Below are 24063 nucleotides of genomic sequence, written 5' to 3'. Positions count from 1 at the left end.
TACGAAACTATATTTTCATATGTCCCTTTGGTTAAAACGCTCAATTCAGATACTCTCTTCTGTTATATTATTAATCATTTTAATTTTTATCGGCCTTGCAATCTATGTAAATGCGAATAAAAAGAAATTACAAGCTTCTATAACCAAAGAACTGAATAAAAATCTTAACGGGAATCTGACAATTGATAATATTGAACCGACTTTCCTTCAGGGCTTTCCTAATGTATCAGTGTCCTTAAAAAAAGTAGAGATAAAAGATAGCTTATGGAATGTCCATCATCATTCGTTACTTACAGCAAGTAAATTTGATATTGCAGTGAATACAATGGCGCTGTTAAGAGGAACTATTGAAATTAAAAAAGTTACGATAAATGATGCTGAAATTTATCTGTTTACAGATAGTAATGGTTACAGCAATACTTCTATTTTCAAAAAGAAACCTCAAAAGGATTCTGTAAATAAGGATAAAAGTTCAGCACCCGCCGAAATAAGACGTTTTGATCTGAATAATGTCCGTTTTATCCTGGATAACAGAAAAGGTAATAAACTGTTTTTGTTTGCAATTGAAGATTTTAGCGGTAAGGTAGATTATCCTTCATCTGGCTGGAATGCAGCTGTTAATTTAAAAACGCTGGTGCGCAGTCTTGCCTTTAATACTAAAAAAGGAAGTTTTGCTAAAGATAAAGTCATTGAAGGAAAAATGGAGATTGTTTATAGTGATAAAGCAGGGATCATTGAGGTGAAGCCGAATGTGCTAAACATAGGTGCTGATCCTTTTATCATTGGTGCAAAATTTAAAATATCAAAAGATCCGGTTGATTTTTCAATCAGCATCAATGCCCCGAATATTCTATGGAAAAGCGCATCGGCTTTGCTATCTTCTAATATTACCTCTAAGCTGAATATGTTTAATCTGGACAAACCAATTTCAGCCAAAGCAATTATAGAAGGTAATATGGGGGCGGGGGGTGACCCTTCCATTTTTGTAAAAGCAGGTGTAAAAGATAATGTACTGACCGGATTTGGCGGAGTAATAGATAGTTGCAATTTTGCTGGTATTTATACGAATAACTTCATTAATGGAAAGGGATATACAGATGAGAACTCTGCTATCAAGCTTTATCATTTTTCTGGCAGTTATAAAGATCTTCCTTTTACTGCTGATACCGTATTTATTCATAATCTTGACAAGCCGGTAGCCACTGGTATATTTAAATCCAGATTTGATGTAGCCAGACTCAGTAAAGTACTAGGCACTGATGTTTTAAACTTCACCAAAGGTACAGCCGATTTAAAATTGCAATACAGTGCAGATATTGTAGATTTTAGATTTAACAAACCTATTTTAACAGGTCTGATCAGCGTTAAAAATGCAGACGTAAGTTATGTACCAAGAGGTGTTAATTTTAAGAATACATCGATTACCCTTGATTTTAAGGGACCTGATTTATTGATCAGAGATATCAGGCTTCAAAGTGGTAAAAGTGTTGTTTTTATGGATGGAAGTGTTAAGAATTTTCTTAATCTTTATTATAATGCGCCAGAAAAGATATTATTGAAATGGAGCATGCACAGTCCAAGTATTTACCTGGGTGAATTCCTTGCTTTTTTGGGGGATAGAAAAAATAGTATCCCTGTTAAATCAAAAAGTAAAAGCAACAGTTTTGCCACGCAAATCAATACCATGCTGGAGAAAGGAAGTGCTGAGATTAACCTCAGAGTCGATAAAGTATATTATAATAAATTTACAGGTACCAATGCAACTGCTGATATTTTTCTCTCTGAAAATGGTTTGAATTTGAAGAATATTAGTTTAAAATATGGAAGTGGAGGTATTAGGCTTAATGGAAGTTTAAAACAAAATGGCCGCTTGAATGGCTTTGCGTTAAATACTGTAGTTTCTAATGTAAATATCAGGGATTTCTTTTATTCATTTGATAACTTTGGTATAGAAACCCCGAGCTATAAAAACCTGAGAGGTGTTTTTTCTACCCGGACAAATGTTACCGGAAGTGTTAATGGGCAGGGTAAACTAATCCCGGGGTCAATGAATGGAAACATTGATTTTGATATTAAGAAAGGAGCCCTGGTAAGTTTTGATGCCGTAAAAAATATAGGCAGGTTCGCATTCCCGTTCAGAAATCTTGATAATATTACTTTTGATAATCTTAAAGGTAAATTTGATGTCAGAGGCAAACTGGTTACTATTAATCCGATGATGATTAACTCCAGTGTGCTCAATGTTAACCTGTCAGGAGTATATGCAACTACTGGAAAAGGAACAAGTATCCTGATGGATGTACCGCTTAGAAATCCGAAAAAGGATAAAGATATTACCGACAAACAGGAGATTAAAGAAAGGCGGATGAAAGGTATTGTTATACACATCCTCGCCACAGATGGAGAGGATGGTAAAATTAAATTTAAACTGGTAGGGAAGAAAAATAAAGAAAGTTAAGGTTGCAGACTTTCAAATTTATCTCCTATAAGAAAGATAAAATCTTCATCCACAGTTACTTCATCGTTGGTTACCCACATGTCATCCTCCGAGAGAAATATTTCGAAATTCTCATGACCTGGTATATCAACCATGAAGATTGAATCTTCATCATTTTCAACCTCGGTAATGATCACCGGAATTTCTTCGCCTTCGAATTCTACTGAAAATTCTGTTTTTAAATCTGCCATGGTTCAAATATATTAATTTTTCAGATCCGGATTAAGTTTGATTAATGGGATAGGGTCGTGAAAATGATTTAAAGGACCTTTCCCTTGTCCGGTAAAGACATTCATCCCCTGGTCTATAGCCTGATGAACATAGGATTCTGCGTTTTGTATGGCCACAGTGATTTCCAGGCCTCTGGCTATAAATGCAGCAATAGCAGATGATAGTGTACAACCTGTACCATGCGTATTCTGACTGAATATCTTATCATTTTCATAGCTGAATTCTCTTCCGGTTTTATCCAGATAAATATCACAGAGTTTGTTCCCGTTCAAATGTCCGCCTTTGATCAGTACCGCACTACAGCCAAAATCAAGGATCTTTTTTGCAGCGGTTTTCATCTGTGCCACCGTAGAAATTTCAATTCCGGCTAACGCTGCTGCCTCATCCAGATTTGGAGTGAGCAAAGTTGTTATAGGGAAGAGTAATGTTTTCATTAGCCCAATCGTATTTTCATCAGTTAACCTGTGGCCACTGGTTGAAATCATAACAGGATCGAGAATTATGGGGACGGGGAGAGACTGATTTAAAGTATCAGATATAGCCTGTACTAATTCTGATTTACCTATCATACCAATTTTGATAGCATGCGGCTTGATATCATTTAATACAGCACTGATCTGGCTGGTCACTATAACTGCAGGAAGATGATGGAGATCTGTTACACCCAAAGTATTCTGGGCCGTGACAACGGTAATTGCAGAAGTTCCATAACAACCTAAAGCTGATATAGTTTTCAGGTCGGCCTGGATGCCTGCACCGCCACCGCTATCAGATCCTGCAATGGTAAGTACTGAAGGGTAAATATATTTACGCTCAGTACTTACCATGGTTTGCCGGATCTTATTAAAGATTTGATTAATGATCTCATTGAATAATTTTAGATGAATATTAATTCAGGTAAAAATATCAATATAGACATTAATGTCAATACAATTTTTAGTTCGCTTTATCTACTGTTGTTTCTATAGCGTCCTGGATGTTTTTAGGTAATGATGAGAATAAATCATAACCTGTTGCTTTTTCAATATCTCTTACTGAAACACGGTATGTTTTCCAGTCTTCTTTGATATCATTGATATTTGGAGTATTAACCGCAATTACACGTGTTGTTGCTGAAACTCTGCTTAAATCACCGTTACCAACCGGAAGAACAATTGCTACCTTCCACACATTTGATGGAACATTAACTTTACCGTTTGCAATTGTATTCGCAGATCCTTTGCTACCAACACCACCAGTTCCGTAACTACCCATAATGATATATACTTCATTGCCTTGTGATGCAATTGTACGAAGATAATTTTCCATGTTGGCCCAGGTTTTTTGGTTGTTCTGTGGAGCCTGTGGAATCATGTTCGACATTAAGAAAGTAGAACTGTTAGCATTTGAAGAGCTTGTACGGTCGGCCGAAGGAATGTTGTGGCCACGGTCAAATCCAGAACCTACATAGCTATTGCTCTGCACCTGGAATGCACCAGCTGGTAAACCTGTAAAACCTGCAAAATTATCTAATCTTGGAGATACGCCAGTGAAATCATTGGCATCTAAATGCCAGCTCACCCAGTTTGGTGTACCTTTAGTACTGTTGTACGATTCTACATAGTAAGATTGGTTAAGCAGGAAGTTATCAGCGCTAACCATAGTTGCATTAGAAGGGTTACCGAATAATAAGTTACTGTTGTCACCAGCAGCTGGCTGAGCATCTGGACCAGCGGTGATACCACGTGGGGTAGCAGCTACAATATTATTTGCAGTATCTACAGGATTTGTATCCGGTGTACCGATAATGATACCAGACTCACCAATTCCTTTGAAAGTTATATCATCAAGGTTGATCCTGGTTGTACCAATTTTTTTAATCTGAAAACGGACAGGCGTAGTCACAGAAACTTTAAATGAATCAAGTTTTAACGTAGCATTGTCATCTACAATATCAGCACCAACTTGTTTGTAGGTTGCACCTGCATCAGTAGACATCATTAACTGCCAGGTAGATGCTAAGTCTTTACCGTATTTACCATGTTTGATATAAAGCATAGTCATACCTTTAACATCAAAATTCATAGTGACATTTCCTGTTCTTAGTCTGATACTTCTTGTTCCGTTTTTTAAATCGGCATCAGTTGCACCTACAAGTGCATCGTCCAGTGACCAGCTTCCAGTTGTAGAAGTGATATTTCCAATTGCATAAGGTGCTTTATTGGAACTTTCAAAACCCTCAGTTATTGAATATACTGCCGGTGGAACGACAGGATCTGTGATAATAGTTTCTTCTGTAGTTTTCTTTGAACAGCTTGCTAAGACAATTGCAACGCTGCTGTAGATTAGTAATCTTTTAAAAATCATATTGTAAAATTTGAAAATTGTTTTGGACTTCAAATATGGGCTATTAATATTAATAAGATATTAATTTATCGTTTTACTTTATGCTTAAATATCGTTTTAATTGCTCTATGGGGAGATAGTGTATAATTACACAAATAAATGATATCATCTTAAAGAGAATTGTTATCAATCTTAAAATGATAAAATGAATCTTGGTCGTTTTTTTGTTAATGGATGTATAGCAGAGCTATTAATGCTGCAGAACGATTTTTAATTTCAGATCAATGAGCAAAATACCGATAAAAAGGAATAGCGAATATCAGCTTACGCTTTTCATTACCGGTGCTTCGCACAATTCGGTGAGAGCTATCAATACGATTAAATTTATTTGTGAAAAATATTTGCAGGGAAATTATATACTGGAGATTGTTGATGTCTATCAATTTCCTGAAATAGCTTATCAGGAGAAAATTACTGTATTACCGGCATTGATTAATAAAGGGACAGAACCTCATCAGAGGTTGATTGGTGATCTGTCAGATATACAATGGGTATTAAGAGGACTTGGGATTAACTTTATGGATAAGGAATGAGTACTCAAAATACAACAGCACAATTAATGACTGAAATCAAAGAGCTGCATCTTCAATTGAAAGAAGCGAATGCCAGTATAGAAGCCATTAGGATGGGATTAGCCGATGCTTTCGTAGTAAAAGGAGAAGAGGGACATCAATTATACACCCTTACTACTGCGGATCAGACCTTTAGGGTGCTGGTCGAAAAGATGAGAGAGGGGGCGGTTACACTGAATAAAAATGGAATAATCTTATATTGTAACTCCCGTTTTGCTGAAATGGCAGGTCTCTCGTTAAATAGGGTGATTGGTCAGCGTTTTGATCAGTTTATTAATCAGTATACAGCAGATAAACTTAATCATATCATAGCCAGTGGTAATGTCTCGGATTATAAAACAGAAGAGACTTTAATCAGTTCTGATTTTTCGGGGATGTCTGTTTTAATGTCTATAACTAATCTGAACCTTGAAGAAGGGACTGCCTTTAGTATTCTTTTAACAGATTTAACGCATCAGAAAGAGACACAGCAAGTTTTAAGAATTAAGAATGAAGAGCTTGAAAAAGCAAGAAATGAAGCTCTGGAATTAAATAATATACTAGAAGATACAGTAAATGAAAGAACAAAAGATCTTTCAGTAAGCAGGGAACATTTTATGTTACTGGCCGATAGTATTCCACAAATTACCTGGACAAATTTACCATCCGGACAATTGAATTTTTTTAATAAACGCTGGTATGACTATACGGGTTTATCATTTGATCCAACATTTGAAGAAGGCTGGGAGCATATAGTTCATCCTGAAGATCTTCCTGCTACCAGAGAAAAATTCAACTCTTGTATAAAAACAGGGCAAGTATTTGAGATTGAAAATCGTTACAAACGGAATGATGGTATTTATCGCTGGCATCTTAACCGGAGTGTTCCTTTAAAAAATGAAACCGGAGAACTTTTGTTTTGGGTGGGGACGGCAACTGATATCGATGATCAGCGTAAATCTATTGATAAAAAAGATGAATTTATTGGTATGGCAAGCCATGAACTTAAAACTCCGCTTACAAGTCTGAGTGCTTATTTACAGTTGATATCAAATTATAAGAAAGAGACTATTCCTGAGCAGGTAAAAACTTTTATTGTAAAAGCAGAAAGTTCAATAAACAGGTTACACATTCTTGTCAATGATTTGCTGGATGTCAGTAAGATACAGGCAGGTAAATTACATTTCAGACAGTGTCCGCTGAATGTTGACGCATTGATTTCCACCTGTGCTGAAAATGCCGCTTATATGTTTCCGGATTATAATATTATTTATAAAGCCGGTACTGATGCAAAGGTAAACGGAAATGTAGAACGGCTGGAGCAGGTATTGATGAATTTAATTAACAATGCAGTTAAATATTCTCCTTTACATAAGGATATTATATTGTCTGTTACTAAAGAAGCTTCGCAGCTTAGAATTTCAGTAACTGATTATGGTATTGGTCTTTCAGCAAGTCAGAAGGATAAAATATTTGAACGTTTTTATCGGGTCGATGAGCAGAATTTTATGGCCAGCGGTTTAGGAATGGGGCTGTATATATCAATGGATATTATTAAAAACCACAAAGGTACAATAGGGGTACAAAGTAGAATTAATAAGGGCTCTACTTTTTACATTTTATTACCTTTGCTGCTATGAAATATGTACTAACCTTCCTGTTTTGTTTTACTATATTATTCAGCAAAGGCCAGAGTTTAAAATTGAGCCAGCTTAAATCATTTATTGGTCAGCCGGTTTCCTCTGTTACTGATAGTTTGATCCATGGTGAATGGAGAGTGAGACCTGAATTATCGGGGGTACAGGGAAGACAGTTATACAAAACTTTTTCTTATGGAACACATCAGTCTGAACAGTCAAAAGCATTGTCCTGGTTCAGAATCCAGGCAGATGATGAAGTTGTTAATCAGTTATACTATCAACTTAATGGTGCTGAGGCCTATAATTTGATTTTAAAAGAAATTAAAGAGTCCGGAACAGAAAAGAAAGATATACAGGATATCGAGAATAAGCAAATCAACACCTATTATTTATCAATTGATTATATCTTTCAAACAATAACAGGTGCCGATAGTTATACAGTTATGGTCATGCCTAATACACAGCCGTAAAATTGGGGCCTTCCGGAATTCAGAAGACTCTTAAAATGCTTCGCCAAGGCCAATCTGAAACCCGGAATACCCTTTACTTACTCCATAGTCGACAGCAATATTTGTATTAGAGCCTTTATTAAATTTAATACGCATACCAGCTCCAACTGCCGGATGAATTTTCTTAAACATATTATTTTCCGGCTCAGTTACAGAAGTCGCATTTGCAAAAACGACAAAACCCAGTAAACCATTATCAGTAATGTCTCTTCTATATTCACTTTCTATATAAAACAGACCTTTTCCTCTATATCTGTTCTGATCCATACCTCTGCCAGATCTGTTATATGGATCCCAGCCAATACTTGGTAAGTTAAGATAAGGGATGCCGCTGTTCAAACCTGTCCAGAAATAAGACCACAATGCCAGTGTATTCTGCTGATGAGGTTTAGTGTTTAAAGAGATATATTTCCGGGCATCAAGATAAAGAGATTTCCAGCTGGTCTGACTTCCCATAAATTTGGGGTTAGTTCTTAAAGTCATATTCAAATAACTTCCAGGCAATGGATTGATAGAATTGTTACGGGTATCATAAAGTAAATTGAAGGAGATCCCTGAAGAAAAAGAATTGCTTCCCTCTTCGGTTCCAACATTATAACCTGTAAACTTTTGGAGTCCTGCATCTGGTGTTCTTACATTAACAAAATAATCGAGGTTATAACCAAAACCTGCATAAAAATAAGGTCTGATTTGTTTTAATGCACTTTGATAAAACCTTACATATTTATAATTAACCAGGGTCTTCTGGTCTTCATGCCCACTTCCTAAACCCCAGGTATACTGCGGATAAACCAGAAAACGTGTGTCTCCCTGAATAGTCCATGAGTTATCTTTAAGCCAGATCGTAGACCTTAAAGGAAGTCCGAAACGGCCCTGAAAATTCCAGTAAGGCGTAAAAGTTACATTGGAAATATTGGTTGTTTTGCGGTCTCCTAAATAGAAGCCTGCACTGGTTGAAGTAATCAGCGCACGGCCACCACCGGGTACATTAGCACCGATAGGGAGCAGGGAAAAGAAAACTTTCTTAGGTTTTTCTCTGGTCTTGGTACCAGGTTTTATTTTGAATAATACTTTAGCAATATCTATTAAATCCCGTTTATTAGAAGTGTCACGGACAGGAGTCTTTACAAGAACCGCGTCACTTGCATTTTGTGCACTAGCTTTGTAAGTAATGAATAAGAAGGAGAGCAGGAATATAGTTTTATGCATTATAAGCGAAAATGATTAGTATTTAATAATAGCTTAACCAAATGCCGTGCCGTATTGTTTATATAATTATTAAAAAAGTTCATTTCTATTATTTAACTACATTTGAATAATTGTTGATTATTGGAAAATTGACAGATACAGGTCGTTTATGAAACCATACCGGTACGAAAAATTTACTGCTGCAATTGAAGCAAAAATAAGAGGGGGGATTTATAAATCAGGGCATAAACTTCCCTCGGTAAGAACATTGATGAAAGAGTTTTCTATGAGTACAGGAACTGTTCAGCAAGGTTATGAGTATCTGATGATCAGAGGTTTGGTGGAAAGTATTCATAAATCCGGCTATTACGTTTCCAATTTGCCTGAAAATCAGATCAGTGTTCCCGGGGCAGAGAAAAAAGTGATCATCAGGGATGCTGTATTTGAGCATAACCTGTCATTGACTACTTCGTTGCGCGCTGGCCGGAATTCCCTGACTGAATTTAATGTTGCTGCTCCGGGGGATTTATTGATACCCCAAAAACTGATCCTGCGAACCATGCAGCAGATCATCAGAGAACAAGGAGCCAAATTATTAAGATATTATCCTTCCGGGGGATCTGTAGAGTTGAAAGACAATATATGCAGACATGCTGCTCCTTATAATACGAATTTAAATGCCGGAGAGTTAATTATTACTGATGGGGCCCTTCAGGCCCTTTATATCGCCCTGGTATCAGTCTGTGCTGCTGGTGATATTGTTGCAGTAGAAAGTCCCTGTGTGTTTTCTGTGTTGCAGGTGATTAAGACTTTACAATTAAAAGTGATAGAAATTCCTATGGATTTTCAGACCGGATTTGATATAGCTTATCTGAAAAAAGCATGCACCGGAACAGCTATTAAAGCAATTGTTGTTACCCCGAATTTTCAGAATCCTACAGGTCTGTTATTAACTGATGCTCAAAAGAAAGAATTGCTTGCTGTTGCACAGCAATATGGAATAGCTTTGATTGAAAATGATATTTATGGCGATTTATATTTTAATGGACAAAGACCTTCTAATATCAAATCATTTGATGAGAGTGGTTTAGTGATGACTTATTCTTCTTATGCTAAAACACTCGCTGCTGGAATACGCCTTGGCTGGTTGTCTGCGGGACAGTTTCTTCAGAAAGCAGAGCAGGTGAAATTTTCAACAGGCAGCACAGTTTCTCCTGTCTATCAGGAAACAGTGAACAAGCTTTTAAGCACAGATAGTTATGACAGACATCTCAGGACATTCCGGACACAGTTATCAAAGAATGCTTACCGGACAATTAATTTGCTCAATACCTTTTTCCCGTCAGGGACAAAGGTTATTGTACCTGCGGGAGGATATAATATCTGGGTACAGCTGCCTGAGCGTATAAATACTAATGATTTTTATCTGCATTGCGAACAGGTAGGTGTGAAATTTACGCCTGGGGTAACCTTCTCTTTCTCTAATAGCTTTAAAAGATTTTTCAGAATAGTTTTTGCTGATCAGTATTCTGCAAAACGAATTGAAAGATTACAACTTGCGGGAAAAAACCTGGAATAAATATTTTAATAATTGCCGGATATAAAGCTGTATCTGTTATTTAGCAAAAAAGTGTATCTGTATTTATTTATGGCCTGGTTTACCTTTGAGCTTTTAAATTTCAGATTATGAGTCATAAGATTATCACTAAATTCAAAGTAGCAACCGAAGATGCAATTGATGAATTATTACACCTTACCAGGACGATTACGATAGAAAAATACGCTCATCTGGTTTCTGATGAGGCGATTGAAAATTATATTTCAACCATTTATAACCCTAAACATATCATTGATGAAATGAATAGTTTTGGCAATCAATGGTTAGTTGTTTATGCAGATGAAAAAGCCGTCGGATATGCATTTGTGACTACTCAGGGAAAAAGACCAGAGCCGCTGAAGGATAAAAAGGCAGTCTGTATTGCAGATTTTTGTATTCTAAAATCTGACCTTGCAGGTGCGGCTAAACAATCTTTACTGGATAAATGCTTATCGATTGGAAAGGGATATGAAGCACTATGGCTAACTGAACAGACAGAGAGCCCGATGTTATCTTTTTTTGAGGATAATGGATTTACCGGAGGGGTTGAGGGGAATAATTTAATTGACCTGGATATACAAATGGTATATATGATAAAAGAAAATTAATAGATTTTTAAGGGGTTAACTTTTTTGTAGTCAACCCCTTAAAATCTAAACTCTTGATCCGAGGTCCTTGTCTTTAGGGTCCCCGCTAATTAAATGAGTGAGCTCATCGCAATAGCATATTTGGTCTCCCTGAAAACGAAATTCGCCGATTACCTGTATCTGGGTTTTCCTGTTCTCTATGGTAGTTACGTTAACCAGATGATTTGAAAAGACTGTATTGCCTTCCTGGACTAATGTTTTAATATCAATCAGTAATTCTGATCCGTCTTGTTTTAAAGCTTTCATATGTTGAAGGAAGCTATCAAAATGCAATGTTTTGCCATCCACATGCTGAATGTAGTCCTGACTAAAGTGTTTTCTGACAAGAATCTCATTGTAAACTGAACTTTCAAGTACCTCTGAGAAAACCTCTTTTAAGCGTGATTTGTAATCTTTCATTATTGTTTTTTTATCCTGCAAAACTATCAATGGATAAATGGCCGTACAATAGATGATCAATGGCAAATTTTGGACTATTCACTGGAGCAGGTTACATCATTCAAGATAACACAACCCCTACAGTACCCCTACAAAACCCAGCCAAAAATGCTATTTGTTTTATACCGGTTATACTTGATTTTATATCTGTTTCTGGAGAAAAATAGTTTTTTGGTTACTGAGATTCAGAGTTGATTGTTCAGTATTTATAATAAACAGTCCTAAATTATCAGGAGTGTTTTTGCCGATATGCTGTTGGCGTCAGATTTGTATGCTTCTTGAATGAAGTATTAAAAGAGGATTTTGAATTAAAGCCTATTTCATACAGAACTTCAAGAATAGTCAGATTACTTCTTGCGGGATCTTTCAGGATTTTCATTGCTTTTTCGATTCGGTATTCATTTACAAAATCGAAAAAGTGCTGGCCAAGCTGGTTGTTAATTAAGATTGATAAATCCCGGACAGGTACATTGATTTGATCAGCAAGATCCTGTATCGTAAGAGACGGTTCTAAATATGGCTCATGCTGAACCATATATTCCTTAATCCTTAAAATATCTTCTTTGTTTTCTAAACTTACAATCCCTTTTACAATTTGGGTGTTTACAGCAGTTTCGGTCGCCAGATTTCCTGCGGGCTGAATTCTTGAATCTATACCTCTGAACAAATCCGGACTATATAAAGCTTTTAAAACAAACCAGCATAAAATAAATACGGCGTTAATCCCGACAATAATTTGTGCCTTGTTAAAAACATCATTGCTTCCGTTAAACATTAGAAAGTCTTTGAACATAACAATAGAATGGACGATAACAATGACTACAGTAAGCTGAAATAACCATTTATAAGTAATCGTAGTATTATCAGTATAGTTTTCCTGATAGATCTTTTTATACCTTCTTAATATAAAAAAAATCGCGATAATATAGTATGCAAATTGAAGATGCCCTCCAATAAGAAGGATTTGGCGCATAGCACTATCCCGGTAATTTTCAAGAAAATGGATTTTTGAAGCTAAATCTACCACGTAAACTTTGAACAGTAAAACCAGGTTGTCAAGCAGGAAAGGAATAGCATGCAGAAGATGTTTAATCTTTAACCTGAAATCAGAAAAGCAGATAGATAAAGCATATAAATAGAACAGGGGATTGATCAGCCAGGATGTTGACCATCTGAATACTTCTATATTCGGATAGTCTTTTGTGATATAAAATATAAACCAGCCGCTTAGATCAATTGCATTGAGAATGATAAAAGATGCTAGAAGGATGTTAGCTAATTTATTTTTTGTTGAGACTGTTAAAAGGAAAAATGCTAAAAGTAAGGAGACAAAAACTGCAATCAGACTGATGATACTTATTAAATTATTATTGCTCATTTACCGGTTATTGGTTTTAACATCACTAAAATAGTTATATTATTTGAGCAGCCCGCAATATTATATAAGCCCGCCAGAAATAATAGCTAACTCTTTAAGAAATCAGCATAAAAGTCGGGAATATCACTTTCTAAAATTCCATTGATCACTTTATTTACCGGATATGCTAATTTGATAAGTTCTGGTTTTATACCTTCTTCACTGATAGCTATTAAAAGATAAGTTGCCAGTGGTTTTCCTTCTTTCGATCTGCCGGCAGAGCCACAATTGATAATTATCTGATCCATATTTCTGGTTCTGGAAGCAATTGTTCTGATATAAGACTCATGTGTATGCCCCATAACAAGTATATCTGTCTGCTGCTCACCTAACATTTCATAGATATCATTCAGATCGTGATTTTCATAAATGTATTCTTCGTTACTTCTGGTACTGCCATGTACTAGCCTTAGATTAACAGGAATTCCTTTAATGTTATAAGTTAATTTCATCTGACGCGGAAGGCCTGCCAGATAGGCTTTGCACTCTTCCTTAATTGTACGTTTTGTATAATTAATTGCTGCTGCCCTTGCTTTAGTCTCTTGCTGATTATGTTTCTGCAGTGGAATAATTTCATAGTCAAAAGCTATTCTTTCATCATGGTTGCCCATCAGACACGGAATTTGCAGCGCTCTGATGGTTTCAATCACTTCATTGGTCCAGGGAGCAAAATCTACCAGGTCTCCAAGGCAATATACCTGATCGGCTTTTCTTTTTTCAATATCCTTTAAAACAGCCTGAAGTGCAGGCAGATTTCCATGAACATCACTAAAAATAGCTATCAGGCTCATGATTTATAACGTTTAGACACCATTACGATCAACAATGCAATACAACTCCATAACAACATCTGAGAAGTTGAAAGACTCCATTGTCCTAATTTCCAGCTTAACAGACCAAAAAAAGTACCCACGGCCGCACCAATAAAGTATGTGGTCATGTAAATCGTATTTAACCGGCTGTGTGCATCTTCATGAAGACTATAAATGCGGGTAAAATTGGTGATTTGTGTGGCTTGAACACCAATATCTAAAAAGAAAACACTGACAATCAAAACTGGTATGGAATAAGGGAAAATCTTGATCAGAATGATACTTCCGATAATCATTGAAACAGTTAGCAGTAAAGAACCATAAACATTCCCTTTATCTGCCAGTTTACCAAAATAGGGTGCTACCAATGCACCGCCAATAGCTATCAGACCAAATAAACCTATAGTTCCGGTATGGTAATTTAATGGAGGACTACTTAAATGGAAGGTTAACGTGGTCCAGAAAGAGCAGAACACACCAAAAGTAAAAGCTCCTAATAAGGCGGCCTGTCTTAAAACCCTGTATTCTTTGACCAGTGCCAGGGTAGATTTTAAAAGACTTAAATAACTTCCTTTAAATCTGGGTGTTACTTCTGGTAGATATAGCTTTAACAATATACTCATTGTCAAAACCATAAAAGCTGAGATGCCATATACATATCTCCATCCGAGCCACTCAGTGATCAGACCACTTAATACTCTTGCACCGAGAATACCAACCAGTATACCACTAAAGACCTTTCCTACATTTTTACCCCTGTTTTCTTTACCCAATGTTGCCGCCATCGGTAAAATAATCTGAGCAGGTGTAGAGAAAAGCCCAACGAGAAAGCTGAGTAAACATATTACGGTAAGGCTGGATGAATAAGCAAAAAGTACAAGAGTGAGTATGAGCAAACCGCAAAGCAGGAGGATCAGATTTTTGCGGTTTAGTTTATCGCCCAATGGCAGTAAAAAAAACATACCAAGACCGTATCCGAGCTGTGAAAGCATAGATATTCTGCCTATCTGACTCTCACTTACATGTAAGGATTGTCCGATTTCATTTAAGATAGGTTGATTATAATAAATATTTGCAACTATAACTCCCGCTGATACTGCCATTAATGGAATGATAGCAGGATGTAAGTTTGGTTTTTCCGATGTCATGTTTTTTTTCTGATTCTTAATACAAACGTACGTTTAGTGGGGGATTACAAATTGTACATTTAAACAGTATATTTGTAAAAAATATCAATTGGAAAGATTTATCCAGCATGAGCCTCTTTTTATCAGGCATTTTAAAACAGACACCTGGCCATATCCGGTGCATAACCATAATCATTTTGAGCTGATGTTTATTCATTCGGGGAGTGGATACCATGAATTAAACGGGGAACTTAACCCTTATGAGGGTAAATGTCTGTTTTTGCTTGCTCCGGATGATTACCATACTTTAATCATTCACAAAGAAACAGAGTTCAGTGTTTTAAAATTCAGCAATGTTTATCTGGACGGGACATCTAATGAGTCTGTCAAAAATGAATGGAATAAACTAATTGATCATTTATTAGTAATCAGTAATACATATGATTCCCGTCTGGTAAAGTCTGAAGATGAAATTGATAAAATTGATTATATCATATGGATGATTGTTAGAGAATGGAAGGAAAACAATACTTCAAATGAAGTTATTTTTTATTTGATCCGCAGTGTTTTTGCTATAATTAAAAGAAATGCTATCTATCAGCTGATTCCCGGTAATTTACCTCACGGAAGTTTGTTCATTGAAATGATGAATTATATTCATGTGAATATTCAAACTCCTGAAAGTTTGCGTTTAAGTGCCTTATCAAAACAATTTAATCTATCGCCAAATCATTTAAGCAGTTCATTTAAAAGACAAATGGGTATCTCTGTTAAAAAATATATTGGTGACTATAAATTCAAACTGATAGAAAACAGGTTAAAGTTCAGCGGCCTGATGATGAAAGAGATCAGTAATGAATTTGGCTTCACAGATTTAAGTCATTTCAATAAGTTTTTTAAAAATCAGGGGGGCGGGAACCCTAAGGATTCCCGTAAAAAATAAGCTGTATGATCAATAGTATGGTTGCCGCACTGATATTTACCTATCTGATTTGAGAAAGGTCAATAAAAATACCTGAACTGTGACTCTCGCTATTCCATTTACCTAAGTCAAAGAATTTTCCTTCTTGTTCTTTGAGATGCTTTTCAAGTTGTTCGGGGGTGAATTTGATGAGTCCTTTAAGGAGATGGATTGGTAGTTTTTTAACCATATGCAATCTTTATTTATATTAAGAAAAGGATGATTTTTTTGAAAATCTGAGCCAATATATAAAGTGACTTTTCAGGAAACAAGCGACTCATTAACAGGTGTTTTTAATACCTTTTAGCAAAATCTGGTCAAAATCTGTTATTGAAATTATACTATATATAATCATTCAGTTTGTAATAAGTTCAATAATGCAGAACAAATGTGTGTTTTCTATTTATTGTGTCTTCATTTGTTTATTAATGTTATAATTTGGCCTGTAGATATAAATGATTAATCATGATACAAAAAAGAAAATTAGGTGCCTCAGATATTAGTATTGCTCCTTTGGTATTTGGAACTAACATATTTGGCTGGACGGCCGATGATCAGATGACTTTCAAACTGCTGGACCATTTTACTGCTAATGGTTTTAATGCAATTGATACAGCCGACGTATATTCTGCATGGGTTGATGGCCTGGAAGGCGGAGAATCTGAAAAAGCAATCGGGAGATGGCTGAAAAAGTCAGGAAAAAGGAATCAGATCGTATTGGCGACAAAAGTAGGGGCAGAACTGAGTGCAGACAAAAAGGGTTTAAGTAAAACTTATATAATTAAGGCTGTTGAAGGGTCATTAAATCGTTTACAAACGGATTATATCGACTTGTATCAGTCTCATTATGACGATCTGGAAACACCAATTGAAGAAACTCTGGAAGCCTATGAAACATTAATTAAAGCAGGCAAAGTCCGTATTATCGGGGCTTCAAATTTTACGGCAGAGCGATTGAAAGCTTCACTGGAAATCAGTAAAACAAATGGTTTACCACAGTATCAAACCTTTCAGCCAGAATATAATCTGTTTGACCGCGCTGGTTTTGAAGAAAATATTAAGCCGGTTACTACAGCAAATTCTATCAGTGTAATTAATTACTTCTCATTGGCCAGTGGGTTTTTGACCGGTAAATATAGAAAGGTTGAAGATTTACAAAACAGTAAAAGGAGTGGTTTTGTCGAAAGATATATGACTAACCGTGGGTTCAAAATATTAAATGCACTGGATGAAGTCTCTTCAAAATTTAAGACAAACCCTGCAGCAGTATCCATTGCATGGCTTTTAGCAAATCAGGCTATCACTGCTCCAATTGCAAGTGCAACAAATATCGGGCAGCTGGATGATTTAATCAGAGCTACACAACTGACACTGGACCAGGCATCTGTAGATCTGCTCAATGCAGCAGGTGCCTTCTAAACATAACAGGAGAAGTTTATCACACAAATAAAATCCTGTCTTTTTTAAAAGGGCAGGATTTATTTTTAAAGCAGTTAATTATCTTTAAGCAGGTAGACAGGTTGTGTATTTGCTCAAATCTTTCAAAGCATCATTGATTATCCGTATAGCTTCGGCAAATTGAGGTTTTTGGAAACGGTAAGATGGCCCTGAGACACAAATAACAGCTATAATTTTACGCTGATAGAATAAAGGTACCGCTACACAGTTTAAATCCTGGTCATACTGCTGCACATCTAAAGCATAACCTGAATCTTCTATGGCTTTAATTTCCTGCAGCATTCCCGAAAAATGTTCTTTGCCGTGATATTTGATCTGATTAGCTTGTAAATAAGCAGAATAGGTCAGAAATACTTTTCCAATTGCGGTCTTAGTCATTTCATAAGGCTTACCCATTTTTAAAGAAATCTTTACTGCTCTGTTGGGTTCACATTTTAGTTCATGTCTGTAAAATGCACCCATTTGAATGGCCAGATAAGAGGATTCCTTTGTAGCGGCAGTGATATTTTCCAGTACAGGACGCAATTCTTTCTTTAATTTAGCTGATGAAATGTCAGGTGCGTAAAGACATTGCAGTTTTGGAGTAATCTGATAACGGGGGCTAAGATCATCCTGTTCCAGATAACCCAGTTGTTTTAAGGAGTCTAAAAAATTGTGTACAGTAGTTTTATTGAGGTCAAGTGCCTGCGCAATATCATTAAGCCTTACCATATTGCCATTTTTAGCGATATATTCAAGGATATCAAAAGTTCTCTTAACAGACTGAATCATAAGTTCATTAATATGGAATAAATTTACGGTTTAAATCCTTTATAGCGTCATTTGTTTCTTTTTTTAAAGGTAATGCTAACAGACAGTTGAGGATAGTGGAACCCTATCCCTTCAATACCTTCGCGGTAACATAAAAACAATCAGATGAAATTTGCGAAAAGGATACTAATGATCTGTTTAATATTAACAGTTAAAACCGGGTTAAAGGCACAGGTTGCACAAATTCCTTTTGAATTTAACGGAACACATCTTTTTATTAAAGTACAAGTCAATCAACATGATAGCTTAAACTTTGTTTTTGATTCCGGAGCTACGGGCATGACCATAGATTCTTTGGCTGCAGCACATGCGGGCATAAGCAAGAATAACAGGCAAGTTGCATCTATTGCAGGATCGGGCGGAGTCCAGAAATATGTGATGGCTTTAAATCAAAATATAAAACTGGGTGATGTTGAGCTTAAAAACATAGATATGGTTTTGATTAATTTTGCTTCGCTTTCTACCTCAACCGGCTCAAAGATAGAAGGGATAATAGGATACGAAGTTTTAAACAAATATGTCACAAAACTGGATTTTGATCATAAAAAGATATTGCTTTATGATCAGATTAAAGCAGTTGATACCACTGGATATACAGGCATTCCTTTTGAATTTAACAGAGGTGTGCTGATTCCGCGTTTTCCTATCTCAATTACTTTAGCAAACGGAGAGACCTTTACCGGACGGGTCATGTTTGATACGGGAAGTATTTTTACATTAATTGTGAGCCCTCCATTCAGTAAATTTCATGACTTTAACAGTAAACTGGGTGAAACTACGACGAATATGAGCAGAGGATTAAGTTTTACAACACAAGATCAGCTGGCTGGGATTAAGTCTATGTCATTCAATGGGTTTAGTTTTGGGGAAATGCCCATCAGGTTAACTATCAATGATAAAGCTGAACCTAAGGATGGTTATCTGGGGATTTTAGGTATTGAGGTTATTAAACGCTTTAATGTTATTCTTGATTACGCGAATAAAAAAATCTATTTAAAGCCTAATCTATCTTATCATGATGCTTTCAATAGGCAAGATCCTGGCGAAAAGATAAAACAGGAAAGTATTGCTTTTTTGGAGAAAAATAAAAAACAGCCTGGTGTGGTTGTCATGCCTTCAGGTTTACAATATAAAATTATCAGGCAGGGGAAGGGGCCTAAGCCAACTATGCAAGACAGAGTAACGCTTCAATATACGGCAAAACTGATCAGTGGGAAAGAAATATGGAGTACTTATGCGCATAAAAAGCCGTGGGTACATCATTTGGATAAAGCCTTTGCCGGGTTGCAGGAAGGCGTAATGCTGATGCCGCAAGGCTCTAAATGGATATTGTATATTCCAGCCTCATTAGCTTTTGGAAATGCAGGGGACCAGGATGTTCCTGCCGGAGCAGCATTGGTTTATGAAGTGGAGGTCCTGGAGTCAGATCCCTCCTGATTCATATCAATATATAGCGGAAATTATCCTTGTTTTCTTACGTATTTGGTAAGGATTACGATAACCTGTCCTTCGATTTTACCTTCAATCTGATCAGTATTGTTATCTACTAAACGGATGTTTTTTACAACTGTGCCCATCTTAGCATTCAATTGAGAACCTTTTACATCTAACGATTTTGTTAAAACTACAGTATCGCCTGTTTGAAGCAAAGCGCCAAGACTATCTTTGTGGAATTCAACAGTATCAGTATCGTTATCCAAACCACCAGCAGCTTTGGCCCAGGCCATTCTTTCATCATCAAGATACATCATATCAAGACTGTCAGCTGCCCAGCTTTCGTTACTAAGGCGGTTGAGCATGCGCCATGAAACTACCTGTACACCCGGTACTTCACTCCACATACTAGTTGTTAAACAACCCCAGTGCTTGTTGTCCAGTGTCTCTTTCTTCTCAATTTGCGCCAGACATTTATCGCAAATTATGATGCAGTTATCATCATTGCTGCTTGATTGAGGCGGTACTTCATATACTGTAAGATTTTCAGCAGATTCGCATAATTCACATTTGTTTTCGCTTCTTTTTAATAGTTGTTCTTCCAATTTCATATCTTTCAGTTATAGTAAAGAGCGCGAAGATAAATATTTTATGCGGCTTCTTTTAAAATTGCCTGTTTTACCTGTTAATAGATCCTTATGAAGCATTTTGTATCGGCGTTATTTCTCTCTGCAGTTTCTGTATTGCCTTTAGCAGCACAGCAAACACAAAAACCTATATTACATGGTCGCAACTGGATGGCTATTACCGGTAAACCTTTAGCCGCAACAGCGGGTGCTATGACTTTTCAAAAAGGTGGAAATGCTGTTGATGCTGCCTGTGCTATGCTGGCAGCTACCTGTACGATGTGGGACACATTAAGCTGGGGAGGTGAAACTCAGGCGTTGATCTATAATCCAAAAACTAAAAAAGTGATTGCCATTAATGCAATGGGCGTTGCACCAACCGGTGCTACTGTAGATTTCTTTAAAAGTAAGGGATATAATTTTCCTCCTGAATATGGGCCTTTGGCAGCAACAACCCCGGGTACACCCGGCGGACTTTTATATATGCTGGCAAATTATGGAACACTAAGTCTGGAGCAGGTATTATCGCCTGCAATGGAAATGGCTGCTGGTTATCCTATAGAAGCGCAGGCCGCGAATAGTATAGAACGTGGAAAATCTAATATTGAAAAATGGCCTTATAGTAAAAAAGTATTTCTGACACATCCCGGTGAAAAACGTGAAGCCCCTGAGGCAGGTGAAATCTTTGTTCAAAAAGATTTGCTGGAGACACTCCGGAAAATGGTTTCCTCAGAAAAGGAAGCTTTAAAGCAAGGTAAAACCAGGAAACAGGCTATAATGGCTGCATATAATCGTTTTTATAAGGGTGATATCGCTGAAGAATTTGTACGCAGCGGTAAAGAGCAGGGTGGATTAATTACAATGGATGACCTGGCGAAATGGAAACCGCTGGAAGAAGAGCCATTGCAGGTAAATTATAAAGGAATTGACGTTTATAAATTGCAGCAGTGGACACAGGGGCCGGTGATGTTGCAGGCTTTGAATATTCTGGAGAATTTTGACCTGAAAAGTATGGGTTATAATAGCCCGAAATATATCCATACGCTGTATCAGGCAATGAACCTTGCATTTGCAGACCGTGATTTTTACTATGGTGATTCTTATGCTAAACCCGATGAACCTATGAAAGGTTTGCTAAGTAAGGAGTATGCAAAACAAAGGGCCAAACTCATACAATACGAGAAAAATGATCCTAATATTGGCCCTGGTGACCCATATCCATTCGAAGGAAAGAAAAATCCATATATCAAATTGCTTAAGGACAGGGGTTACGAACCGGATCTGAGCAGGCGAAATTTTGCTCCTCAGCATGATATGACCAATAACTCTCCGGATGCAGCTTATCAGGATAGACTTTGGTTAGGCACTACTTCGATAGAGGCGGCTGATAAAGAGGGCTGGGTCGTTTCTGTAACGCCAAGTGGCGGCTGGCTGCCAGCCTGTATTGCAGGAAAAACTGGCATAGGGATGAGTCAGCGTATGCAAAGTTTTGTATTAGACTCTGCTTTAAACCCTTTTAACGTCGTAGCGCCCGGCAAAAGACCAAGGGTAACATTATCGCCTTCTATGGCTTTAAAAGATGGTAAACCATTTTTAGCTTCTGCTGTACAGGGCGGAGATACACAGGATCAGAATCTTTTACAGTTCTTTTTAAATGTTACAGAATTTGGAATGAATGTACAGCAGGCTACAGAAGCAGCTAACTTCAATACAAATCAACTTTGGTTATCATTAGGGGGAACTAAAACCACCGATCGCCAGCCTAAACCAGGACAGATATTATTAAATGATAATACGACAGAGGCGACCAGAAATGAGCTGAAGAAAATGGGTTATATTTTAAGTTTTGGAGCCCGTACCAGCGGGCCGGTCAATGCTGTTTATTTTGACTGGAAACACCAGAGTTTATGGGGAGGGTCCAGTAACCATGGAGAAGATTATGGAATAGGCTGGTAATTTTAATAAGAGATTGTAAAGGATGATTGTTGTAATGTCTTCATTATCTTTGTTATAGCGTGTAAAAATATACTGATTTCAATTATGGACGATAACAGGAATTTACCAAAAGAACCTGGTCATTTTCATCTGGGTATTTGTATGGCAGGGGCAGTATCTGCAGGTGCCTATACAGCAGGAGTCATGGATTATTTACTAGAAGCCCTGGAAGCGTATGAGAAGGTTAGAGGGCAGCCTGGAATTCCAAAACATAAAGTGGAGGTGCCGGTCATGGGAGGTGCTTCGGCGGGAGGAATGACAGCCTTGATTACTGCTGCTGCCTTACAGCAGAAGATGTATGCGATTGATAAACCTGGAACTGATCTTTTGAAAGAACATAAAGATCATATTTTATATCATTCGTGGGTAGACCTGACCAGCAAGGATATGTTTTCTAAAATGCTGGATACAGAGGATATCAAAAACACCGTAGTATCTGCACTGAATTGCGCGTTTATTGATCAGATAGCAGAAAGGGTCCTGAAGCCTGAAAATCCAGAAACAATCTCCTGGAAGCCATTGCCATCTTATTTTCCAGGAAAGCTGAAATTATTTACTACACTGACCAATCTTGGCGGTTTTACCTATAATGTGAATTTTAATGCGCAAGGCTCAAAGCGTCCTTATTATATGCAGGTTCATCAGGATTATGCCTGCTTTGAACTGACTGATGGTAAATCTGCAGCAAACAAGCAGTCTGGCTGGATGCCGCTTAACTTTAGAGCCGGAATCAATGCGCAGACGGCTATAGAAGCAGCTATGGCAACAGGCGCCTTTCCTGTAGGCTTTAAAGCCAGAAGGGTAACCCGGCCTAAAGATATCGTCAATAATAATCCATTGTTTGATCAAAAGATGCTGCATGCGATTCAGATCAATACTGATCCTTATCAATCTTTAAATATTGATGGGGGGATGATCAACAATGATCCTTTTGATAAGGTCAGAGATGTGCTGAGTGAAGCCTGCGGACAGGCAGAGCCCGAATTGTATAATAATTTCAATACTTTTAATTCTACTGTACTGATGATCGCACCTTTTCCTGGCAGTAAACCGGTGGATATTAAGTTAATTGACCGGCTAATGCATGTAATTGGGCTGACATTATCTGCTATGATCAGTCAGATGCGGTCAAAACCTGATCAGGTTGTGGATGCAATGAATGAAAATTGTGCGGGACAGTACCTGATTGATCCTTCGCGGGAATTCAGGAAAGCCGATGGTACTATCATACATGCTCAGGGCGAAAAAGCAATTGCATGTGGTGCATTAGGTGGATTCAGCGGTTTTTTGAATAAGGAGTTCAGAGTACATGATTATTTTCTGGGCCGGTATAATTGTAAAATATTCTTGCGTGATTATTTTACAATTCCTGATAGTGCTAAAAATGAGAACCCAATTTTTAAGGCCGGTTATGAAGGGATTGATGCCGATAAATATCGTTCCCGGGTAGATCGTAACTGGCAGATTATCCCAATAGTAAATGAAGTTGATTATACTTTTCCAGAATTTACGTTCAGTTCTGGCAGTAACTGGCCTGCATTAGACTGGTCTGTAATTCACAGATTTAATACTGCAATGAAAAAAAGAGTACAGTCTCTTATTCTTAATCTGGTCAGGTATAAACCAGTTCACAAATTCTTTTTATGGATAGGAACAAGGATTTTGCTCAGAGGAATGATTACCAAAGCAGTGCTGGGAACGATCAGAGATGAGCTGAACCGCTGGCAACTGCTTAAATAA

Annotated in this window: 21 protein-coding genes; 11 read left to right on the top strand and 10 right to left on the bottom strand. The window is 37.1% G+C overall.

Annotation, left to right across the window (positions count from 1 at the left end; translation table 11 throughout):
* Nucleotides 1-19: 19 nt before the first annotated feature.
* Nucleotides 20-2458, top strand: coding sequence for an AsmA-like C-terminal region-containing protein (locus HDE68_RS17905; protein WP_183883601.1), 2439 nt, complete (start codon nucleotides 20-22; stop codon nucleotides 2456-2458).
* On the opposite strand, the gene HDE68_RS17900 is transcribed toward HDE68_RS17905, so the two are convergent.
* The 3 genes from HDE68_RS17900 to HDE68_RS17890 form a co-directional block, all read right to left on the bottom strand.
* Nucleotides 2455-2688 carry a hypothetical protein gene (locus HDE68_RS17900; RefSeq protein WP_183883600.1) on the bottom strand — a complete coding sequence of 78 codons (234 nt, stop codon included), beginning with the start codon at nucleotides 2686-2688 and terminating at the stop codon, nucleotides 2455-2457. The two genes, HDE68_RS17905 and HDE68_RS17900, sit on opposite strands and share 4 nt — an antisense overlap.
* 12 nt (nucleotides 2689-2700) lie before the next feature.
* The gene (thiD, locus tag HDE68_RS17895) at nucleotides 2701-3555 is read right to left on the bottom strand and encodes a bifunctional hydroxymethylpyrimidine kinase/phosphomethylpyrimidine kinase (protein WP_183883599.1); all 855 of its coding nucleotides are present in this window, start codon (nucleotides 3553-3555) and stop codon (nucleotides 2701-2703) included.
* A gap of 109 nt (nucleotides 3556-3664) precedes the next feature.
* Nucleotides 3665-5074 (bottom strand): DNA/RNA non-specific endonuclease, encoded by a 1410-nt coding sequence (locus HDE68_RS17890; RefSeq protein WP_183883598.1) that lies wholly within the window; start codon nucleotides 5072-5074, stop codon nucleotides 3665-3667.
* A 263-nt stretch (nucleotides 5075-5337) separates the two neighbouring features.
* Between HDE68_RS17890 and HDE68_RS17885 the strand changes: the two genes are divergently transcribed.
* The 3 genes from HDE68_RS17885 to HDE68_RS17875 are packed head-to-tail and all read left to right on the top strand — an operon-like array spanning nucleotide 5338 to nucleotide 7774.
* Nucleotides 5338-5646, top strand: a complete 309-nt coding sequence (locus tag HDE68_RS17885; protein WP_183883597.1) for a circadian clock KaiB family protein — start codon at nucleotides 5338-5340, stop codon at nucleotides 5644-5646.
* The gene (locus tag HDE68_RS17880) at nucleotides 5643-7304 is read left to right on the top strand and encodes an ATP-binding protein (RefSeq protein WP_183883596.1); all 1662 of its coding nucleotides are present in this window, start codon (nucleotides 5643-5645) and stop codon (nucleotides 7302-7304) included. Before HDE68_RS17885 ends, HDE68_RS17880 begins: the two co-directional genes overlap by 4 nt.
* A complete protein-coding gene (locus HDE68_RS17875) occupies nucleotides 7301-7774 on the top strand; it encodes a hypothetical protein (RefSeq protein WP_183883595.1) in 474 nt (157 codons plus the stop codon). Before HDE68_RS17880 ends, HDE68_RS17875 begins: the two co-directional genes overlap by 4 nt.
* Nucleotides 7775-7804: 30 nt before the next feature.
* Here the strand turns inward: HDE68_RS17875 and HDE68_RS17870 are convergent, their stop codons facing one another.
* Entirely contained in the window at nucleotides 7805-9022 is a 1218-nt protein-coding gene (locus HDE68_RS17870; protein ID WP_183883594.1) for a BamA/TamA family outer membrane protein, read from the bottom strand.
* A 148-nt stretch (nucleotides 9023-9170) separates the two neighbouring features.
* Between HDE68_RS17870 and HDE68_RS17865 the strand changes: the two genes are divergently transcribed.
* The gene (locus tag HDE68_RS17865; RefSeq protein WP_183883593.1) at nucleotides 9171-10580 is read left to right on the top strand and encodes a PLP-dependent aminotransferase family protein; all 1410 of its coding nucleotides are present in this window, start codon (nucleotides 9171-9173) and stop codon (nucleotides 10578-10580) included.
* Between the two features lie 107 nt (nucleotides 10581-10687).
* A complete protein-coding gene (locus HDE68_RS17860) occupies nucleotides 10688-11206 on the top strand; it encodes an N-acetyltransferase (protein WP_183883592.1) in 519 nt (172 codons plus the stop codon).
* Between the two features lie 45 nt (nucleotides 11207-11251).
* Here HDE68_RS17860 and HDE68_RS17855 read toward each other — a convergent pair whose 3' ends face one another.
* The 4 genes from HDE68_RS17855 to HDE68_RS17840 form a co-directional block, all read right to left on the bottom strand.
* Nucleotides 11252-11644 (bottom strand): nuclear transport factor 2 family protein, encoded by a 393-nt coding sequence (locus HDE68_RS17855; protein WP_183883591.1) that lies wholly within the window; start codon nucleotides 11642-11644, stop codon nucleotides 11252-11254.
* A gap of 268 nt (nucleotides 11645-11912) precedes the next feature.
* The gene (locus HDE68_RS17850) at nucleotides 11913-13061 is read right to left on the bottom strand and encodes a helix-turn-helix domain-containing protein (RefSeq protein ID WP_183883590.1); all 1149 of its coding nucleotides are present in this window, start codon (nucleotides 13059-13061) and stop codon (nucleotides 11913-11915) included.
* Nucleotides 13062-13147: 86 nt separating this feature from the next.
* The gene (locus HDE68_RS17845) at nucleotides 13148-13891 is read right to left on the bottom strand and encodes a metallophosphoesterase family protein (RefSeq protein WP_183883589.1); all 744 of its coding nucleotides are present in this window, start codon (nucleotides 13889-13891) and stop codon (nucleotides 13148-13150) included.
* Nucleotides 13888-15060, bottom strand: coding sequence for an MFS transporter (locus HDE68_RS17840; protein ID WP_183883588.1), 1173 nt, complete (start codon nucleotides 15058-15060; stop codon nucleotides 13888-13890). Before HDE68_RS17840 ends, HDE68_RS17845 begins: the two co-directional genes overlap by 4 nt.
* A gap of 88 nt (nucleotides 15061-15148) precedes the next feature.
* Here HDE68_RS17840 and HDE68_RS17835 point away from each other — a divergent pair, with 88 nt between their 5' ends.
* Nucleotides 15149-15982 carry an AraC family transcriptional regulator gene (locus HDE68_RS17835; protein ID WP_183883587.1) on the top strand — a complete coding sequence of 278 codons (834 nt, stop codon included), beginning with the start codon at nucleotides 15149-15151 and terminating at the stop codon, nucleotides 15980-15982.
* Nucleotides 15983-16465: 483 nt separating this feature from the next.
* Nucleotides 16466-17419: an aldo/keto reductase gene (locus HDE68_RS17830; RefSeq protein WP_221300787.1), complete on the top strand. Its 954-nt coding sequence runs from the start codon at nucleotides 16466-16468 to the stop codon at nucleotides 17417-17419.
* 84 nt (nucleotides 17420-17503) lie between these two features.
* Here the strand turns inward: HDE68_RS17830 and HDE68_RS17825 are convergent, their stop codons facing one another.
* The gene (locus tag HDE68_RS17825) at nucleotides 17504-18229 is read right to left on the bottom strand and encodes an IclR family transcriptional regulator (protein WP_183883586.1); all 726 of its coding nucleotides are present in this window, start codon (nucleotides 18227-18229) and stop codon (nucleotides 17504-17506) included.
* A gap of 144 nt (nucleotides 18230-18373) precedes the next feature.
* Here HDE68_RS17825 and HDE68_RS17820 point away from each other — a divergent pair, with 144 nt between their 5' ends.
* Nucleotides 18374-19705 carry an FKBP-type peptidyl-prolyl cis-trans isomerase gene (locus HDE68_RS17820; protein ID WP_183883585.1) on the top strand — a complete coding sequence of 444 codons (1332 nt, stop codon included), beginning with the start codon at nucleotides 18374-18376 and terminating at the stop codon, nucleotides 19703-19705.
* 23 nt (nucleotides 19706-19728) lie between these two features.
* On the opposite strand, the gene HDE68_RS17815 is transcribed toward HDE68_RS17820, so the two are convergent.
* A complete protein-coding gene (locus tag HDE68_RS17815) occupies nucleotides 19729-20313 on the bottom strand; it encodes a PhnA domain-containing protein (protein WP_183883584.1) in 585 nt (194 codons plus the stop codon).
* 87 nt (nucleotides 20314-20400) lie between these two features.
* Between HDE68_RS17815 and HDE68_RS17810 the strand changes: the two genes are divergently transcribed.
* A complete protein-coding gene (locus HDE68_RS17810; protein WP_183883583.1) occupies nucleotides 20401-22284 on the top strand; it encodes a gamma-glutamyltransferase family protein in 1884 nt (627 codons plus the stop codon).
* Between the two features lie 84 nt (nucleotides 22285-22368).
* Nucleotides 22369-24063, top strand: a complete 1695-nt coding sequence (locus HDE68_RS17805; RefSeq protein ID WP_183883582.1) for a patatin-like phospholipase family protein — start codon at nucleotides 22369-22371, stop codon at nucleotides 24061-24063.

The organism is Pedobacter cryoconitis (assembly GCF_014200605.1).
GTDB classification, from domain to species: Bacteria; Bacteroidota; Bacteroidia; order Sphingobacteriales; family Sphingobacteriaceae; genus Pedobacter; species Pedobacter cryoconitis_B.
Note: the sequence above shows the minus strand (reverse complement) of the source record. Positions and strands in the feature narration are given on the sequence as shown.